Annotated in this window: 5 protein-coding genes; 1 reads left to right on the plus strand and 4 read right to left on the minus strand. The window is 56.5% G+C overall.

Annotated features, from left to right (window positions below):
• From EN884_RS20260 to EN884_RS20270, 3 genes are all read right to left on the minus strand, one after another.
• Positions 1 to 268: endonuclease/exonuclease/phosphatase family protein (locus tag EN884_RS20260; protein WP_206617612.1), on the minus strand; the 268-nt coding region annotated here is incomplete at its 3' end.
• An 18-nt stretch (positions 269 to 286) separates the two neighbouring features.
• On the minus strand, positions 287 to 469 hold the full coding sequence (locus EN884_RS20265; protein WP_063170480.1) for a DUF3606 domain-containing protein: 183 nt from the start codon (positions 467 to 469) through the stop codon (positions 287 to 289).
• Between the two features lie 367 nt (positions 470 to 836).
• The gene (locus EN884_RS20270; RefSeq protein ID WP_244514450.1) at positions 837 to 1,727 is read right to left on the minus strand and encodes a hypothetical protein; all 891 of its coding nucleotides are present in this window, start codon (positions 1,725 to 1,727) and stop codon (positions 837 to 839) included.
• Between the two features lie 168 nt (positions 1,728 to 1,895).
• On the opposite strand from EN884_RS20270, the gene EN884_RS20275 reads away from it, so the two are divergent.
• Positions 1,896 to 3,083 carry an FkbM family methyltransferase gene (locus EN884_RS20275; protein ID WP_082826729.1) on the plus strand — a complete coding sequence of 396 codons (1,188 nt, stop codon included), beginning with the start codon at positions 1,896 to 1,898 and terminating at the stop codon, positions 3,081 to 3,083.
• Positions 3,084 to 3,136: 53 nt separating this feature from the next.
• On the opposite strand, the gene EN884_RS20280 is transcribed toward EN884_RS20275, so the two are convergent.
• Entirely contained in the window at positions 3,137 to 5,932 is a 2,796-nt protein-coding gene (locus EN884_RS20280) for a glycosyltransferase family 25 protein (protein ID WP_063170477.1), read from the minus strand.
• Between the last annotated feature and the right edge of the window lie 688 nt (positions 5,933 to 6,620).

A 6,620-nucleotide genomic window follows, 5' to 3' on the forward strand; every position in this document is an offset into this window, starting at 1 on the left:
GGCTATCGTCAGGGTCGCCAGGAAGCCCGCGTCGGCGCTCGATCGGGTCAGCTCCGCGAGCCAGGATAGCGACGCCGTTGTAGGATTTCTGGCCGTGCCAGATCGCGCCATAGCCAGCATCGCCGATCGCCTCGGCCGGAAATTTCTCGTCCGAGGTTTTGAGTTCTTGAAGGCAGACGACGTCATAGCGCGTGGCCTTTAGCCACGCGATGAGGACCGGCAGACGACCATTGACGCCGTTTACATTGAACGTGGCAACCCGGAGCATCTAGCCGGACCCCGTGGTTCAGTTCTTACCTAGCTTATCCTCGACCTTCTTGCGGCTGTTCCCGACCGATTTCACGGCTGACTTCACGTCGGCCTTGCTCGCTCCGGTCTTACCCGCCTCGTATTTCACTTCGTGATCCTGCCCCCCAGCGACCTTCGCGCGGTCCTGGTTGCGTCCACGTGTTGTTCCAGTATTGGGCATTTCATCCTCCAAAAGATTGCCATTCCAGACCCGATAACGCCGCCAGACTCTTCCGGTTCAATCTGTCGACTACCGCTTTGAACCGAATTCCACGCACACGATTGAATCGAGCCATAATTTCGAGTTCGACAAGTTGATGGGTATCGCGCTCAGGTCGCGATTCCGGCCCATGTTGCATGTCGCGCGGCCTGACCAGTCCTGCCAGAACTCACGATGGCGGACTCGGCGCCGAAAAGCGCCGCGAGCCGAGATGCCATGCCAATGTGCGTGTGAGCCCGCGAGCAAGGAAACGACCGACATGTCTTTGACCGGACACGGTCATCGAGCGCAGGCTAAGCCGGTCCGTACCTACCGGCCTAAGCGCTCTTCACTTGGCCCGCTGTTGAACGTGCAGCAGATCACGCAGGCGGATCGGCAATCTGGGCGAAGCGCGCAATTCGACACAACTCGCCTCCCAGTGTCCGAGGTACTCGGCGATCGGCATGCTGGTGCGGCCGGGCCAGCGGTTGAGTGCCCCCAAAGCCTCTACGCAGTCCGGCGCGCGGCCGTATTCGGCGAGGATGGTCAGCGACATTGCCTGGGCGAACGGATTAAGAGCGGGCATTTCGATCTCGCCGCGGTGGTCGGCGAACCACGCAGCGGCGTCGCGCGTGAGCCCCTGGCTTTCAGCCAGCGCTGCATAACGATCGATGATGTCCTGGCGGTACCGGGCGATGGCATCGCCGAAGGCATTGTCGCCTGCGAAGGGTGGCGCCTCCTTCCAGCTTTTCGCCAGACGTGCGAGCCCTCGCAGCGAGTGAGCCTCCACCATGGTTTCCTCGATCCATTGGCAAGGCGGCGCCGGCTTGGCGTCCGGCTGCCAGCTGTTGCACAGCACATGGCCGAGTTCGTGCCCGAACTGGTAGGCGAGCTTCGACCAGTCACGCTCGCCGATATCGACGATGATCCAGGCCATACTGCTGCCGTCCGGATGCAGCCAGATTGCCGGCGTGCCGGAAGTGTGCTCGTCGACACGCAGGCGCGTCGGCTGGCGGTCGGACAGCAGGCGGACGCCGTCGAGGCATGCATGCCGCATGCGTTCGACGACCTGATCAGCGGCTCCCTCAAGCATGTGGCCCCAGTCGCCGGCAAGCTCGATGGGGGCGGTGAGGAGGTTTGGTTGCGAGCTAGCTGAGGAAGGTGGGGAAGACATGACCCCGTAGCCTGTGCTCCAACCGCCCGAGGGTGTCAACGCCACTGGTGTGAGGCTGCCGGCCACTGAACCTGCTAGCAAATTTAGGAGATCTCGTCGCAGCAACTTCGAAACTCGACCATGTTGCCCTGCAAAGAGAAAAATAGGAAGTCCAGCTTGTTCTGTCATCGGCCGAGGTCTAAGCGTAGACCCCTTGAGAGTTGAACTACTCGGAAGCGGCTAGGGGACTCGAGGGTGGGCGAGGTGATCTTTTCCAAAACGTATGTTGGCGATGCTTTATCAAGCTGGCAGGTCGTCCACGAAATGTCGACTCATATCGTTGGCGGAGCTTTGGTCGTTCGCGACAGTGACCGCCGTGACTGGCATCTTCTACGACTTCACGATTCAGCTTTTCTGTTTCGAATGGTTCGGATGAGGTGCGTCCTCAGATTCTTGCCCACGACCACCACAAACTTCTATATCCATCACTATGGTTCTTTGGATGTTGCCGAAATTGCACTCGACGGCACCATAATAAACAGGGGTATCAGTCACACCATTTCGATCAACGCTCATCCAGATGACACGATCGAGATCGATGTGAGCTTTTTGAGTTGCCACGGGTCTCTCTCAATAGGCTGCTCCGACAATGGTCGTCCCGTCTACGCCGGCACTGGACTCGAACAGTTTGCACTCTTGAGCGTTCTGGTTGAAACGTTTGATGCATACCCCGAGTTGTCTCGCACGCCGGCAGAGGAGCGGATCACCCTCGTCGATGTTGGCGGCCAAGGAGGGCTACAGCTCAAGTGGATGCTGCGAGCCGATCATATTACGCCCGTCGTGTTCGAACCCTTGTCGTCGGAAGCGACGGTGATACGACAAACCCTCGATCGAATTCCGGGCGCGCAAGTGGTGGAAAAGGCGCTGGCAAACACTTCTGGCCCCCAAAAGCTGTATATTACTGCCGGATCATACTGCTCGTCTTTGCGAGAGCCAAATTTTGAGATCCTGCAGAACTACTCAGTAGCCCGTGTCTTCAACGTTGTCAGCATGCAAGAGGTCGAATGTGTTCGATATGACGAATTGTTCCGCGCAAGCGCGGTTCCGTCACCGGATGTTATAAAAATAGACGTCCAAGGTCTTGAATACGAAGTTCTGCTTGGTTTCGGCCACCTTCTGGAATCCTGTTTGGCTATCGAGCTGGAAACGCATGTTGTTCCGATATATCGAGGACAAAAGCTGATTGGTGACATAGTCGACATTCTGGGCGATTTCGGTTTCGCCCTACGCCAGCTTAATCAAGTACCGCACTTCGATGGCGATGCAGTCGAGTTTGATGCCCTTTTTACGAAGAGGCGCGACAAGGTTGCAACTCTTTCTGATCTAGAAAAGCGAAAATTTGCTGTAATCATTCAGGTGTTAGGAATTCTTCCTTACCCGTGAGGCCATGAATAGAACGACCGTTCGCCAGCGATCGAGGTAGAGTCCTTCAAGGCTCACCCCTGATCCGTCGCCACTCGATCTGAAGGTTGCTCATCGTCTAGAATAACGAGTGGCGGCATGCAAAGAAAAGCTTGCATCGAGCCGTATGCCGCACACATCGCGCAGTCAATGCCCGTGTCGTCAAGTACGACGCCAGTTCCAGGAAACGGGATAAGTCTGCTGCGGAGCGGCAGACACTTTTCCAGAAGTATCCGCGCACCCCTTGGTGTGATTGTGTATGCCTGAAGCCCAAACGAATGCTCTACCTTGATAAGGAATCTGGAGAAGTTCTCGGACTGGAACAAGGCAGTTCTATTAGTATATTGACGATCGTAGAATTCCATTTTGGCTTTTGAGAAACCAAGGTCAAGCCAGAGAAAGGATGGGTCAAATATATAGCCCCACTGTATGATATCCCAATCTGCCCGTGCTTGAGATATAATACTGGTGGATTCCTCCGTGAATCGAAACGATGACCGAATATCGTCTTCGAAAATAGTTATAGTCTTGTTTTCTGAAGCCGACAGCTTCCACAAGCTGATATGGGATAGAGCGCACCCCAACGTGCCCGGGGGATACGGACAATCACTGGTAATCAGACCTTCCTTGATGAGCGCCTCCCTGTCGAGAGAAGTGCCGTCAACGGCTGATACGCGAACGGTATTGTTCAATAGATGCCAGTTGTTACTTTGGTACCTGCTCCAGCGCTCGATGCTGCGGTCTAGGTTTATCAGGTGAATTTTCGGGGAACCCGTCGGCTCGACAGGCCGGGCTGGCATCGTCCCGGAGACAGAGGGCGTGGCGGCAGTGAATGCGGAGGTATCGCCCGCACCATGCAACAGCGCTCGAGCCCGCTCGATGCCATCACTCACATGGTATTGGCCATCGCCAAAGGTGATGTAGCCATAGACTTGTCGGTTATCCATATACTGGACGATTCCGGCCTTTCTGGCGCTGGCAGCAAAGACAACGTACTCGTACCGCGATGTGCCGTCCTCGTATGTCAGTTCGGTCAGCACGTCAGCCCGGACAAGATATGTGCAATGCACGAGCGGCACCTCGATGGCGCCGCGCACGTGGCGGTTGAGCACCCAACCATACTGATCGCACTGCAGATAATACCCGTTGGCATCGATCTCGGCATGATAGTTCGAATAATATTGGCCCGGCGAGATAGAGCGAAGCAGAGGCGCGACGATTGGCAAATCAAGCGCGACAAGTTCTCGCAGCGTGGCCGATCGCACGAAATTGTCGACGTCGGCCACGAAATAGAAATCGCAGCCGTGCTCGAGCGTTTTCCGCAGACTTATGTTGCGGATTCGGCCAAGCACTCTGAAGCGCGTCTCATTCCATTCGTGCTCGCCAAACTGCTCAACACGATCGACGACGTCCGAGGCGTCGATTTCGACCGCAGCATAGAGGTGACCCACGCGCTCTACCCATTCGCGCAGTATATGCTCGGTCCTGTCGGTATTGTTGTTTGTCCTGATGTATAGGACGATCGATGCCTTCGGGTAGTCGAGCGCCTCGATGCACTCGAGGTAAAGCGGCAGTGCCAGTTCCTTCTGCTTTGCCAGGATTGCAATCAGGATGCGCGGTGAACCCTTCAGGCGCGACCGCAGCGAACGCTGCCGGATAAGCTTGTGCTGATCGATCAAGCTCTCTGTCCCGAACGCCCCGAGATTCGACGGTTCATGCACCGGAAGCTTGTCAGTGGCGAAACGCGCGTTGGCTACCACGCGCTTCGCCATTTCCGCCGGCAATTTTTCGCTGGCGAGCAATTTCAGACAGGCGTCGAGTGAATCCCGGTAAGCGCCTGTCCAGTAGGCATTGACGGCAAACTCGTCGAGCAATCCGTAATCGTAGACCCAAGGCTGTATGAAAAGTCCGGGGGGTTGTGCAAGGTCGAGCCCTCGACGCGCAAATTCCGCTCCCTCCGCGTTCCGGCCCTGGGTGCGGCAATAGAGGCTCGCGGCGTGAAGAGCTTCAGCGCGGGCGGGAACGGCCTGCGTCGCACGCTCAAAGATTGCAACGACCTCGTCGAATGGCCGTCCCAGCGCTGCCATGAGATTGCCCGCTTCGAGCAGGCTGACATAGATTTCCTCGTCCCAGAAGCCCAGCTCGGCGCGCTTCAGATAGTTTGCCAGCGATTTTTCACGTTCTCCGGAATCCCTATAGCTCTGCGCCAGATAGAAGGTGTATCGCGAAATAAGGAACGGGTCGGTCTCCGTAGCAAGCGCGTTTTCAAGAACCGCCGCGTCGTCCTGGTACTTTCGCGGGTTTTGACTGCGTGCTCCGCCACGCCCCGTCGCCACGCGAAAACCCTTGGCGGTCTCGCGTGTGAGATGGCCGGGAGGGGCCTCGAGATATTCGTGCAGCACGCCCTTGAAGGAGAAGGGAAGCCGGTTGCGGCAAATCTGCGGGCGATAAAACGAAATGCCCCCATGGGACACCTCGACGTCGTAGAGATCGTGTTCCATGTTCGACTTGAACGCGATCGGATCGAAGTCAGCGTCTTGGACCACGACGTCGTCGGCGTCGATGATCATGGCGTAGTCGACCGTCTCGACTTCACGCAGGCGGTCAAGGGCAAAGGTACGGTTGTACGCAAAGTCCCGCCAAGGCTCGTCGATGACTGTGCCTTTGACATTGTGCAGGGTCAGGAAGGTACGGATGAGGTCCTGCGTGCCGTCCTCGGAACCCGTGTCGATGACGAGCACGTAGTCAACGAGAGGAAGCGCGCTGGCGAGGCATTGCAAGATGACCTTTGCCTCGTTCTTGACGATCATGCACAGGCCGATGGTGCTCATGCTAATCCCTTGGCGGAGTGGCGTTCGTTACACGCTGCTGGAAATTGTTGAAGGGAATTCCTGCGCCTTTGTCCGGCTTTATATCTCATGCATCATCCCGTCGCCTTGGCCATTTGCATGACCTTTGTTGCAAAGAACGATTGCCCCTTCACAGCCAAGTGCTGCCTCAACCCGTCCATTGTTTAGCCAGCGCTTTCCGTCGCAGCAAGGGTCTTGCGGTCGCTCGGGACCAGAGGGTTAAGAACAGAATTTCCCGTCGACCCAATCGCTGAGGCGCAAATTCCGCCGCGACATCGAGGGTTCGACGCGAACCAGAGGGCACCCTTAAGCCTCGGATTTTTCGATGCGTTCGGCCCATGCGCGCCATTTGATGTCGACCGAAAGTAGTTACTCATGGTCCACAATTAATAAATTGTTAACTTGGTTATTTACAAGTTGCTAATTTTAGATTTTACTAATGTCTTGTGTTGAGAGGGTTCCCGCGAACCGGGCAGAGGGCCTGTTGGGCTGCGTCTGCGAAGCCAGGAGAGTGTCTGGAGCAAGTCACTTCGTGCGTGAGGGCGTGGCGAGTGTGTGGTGACGTGCAAGAGAAGACGTTGTACGGCCTTGAACTCAAGGCCGGCGTTTTCCCAAATCTGATGTTCCCCCGCAAGCAGTTGGTTCCCTCGTAAGTCGTCGTCGAGAAATC

This window comes from Mesorhizobium sp. M7A.F.Ca.AU.001.01.1.1 (genome assembly GCF_004022735.1).
GTDB classification, from domain to species: domain Bacteria; phylum Pseudomonadota; class Alphaproteobacteria; order Rhizobiales; family Rhizobiaceae; genus Mesorhizobium; species Mesorhizobium ciceri.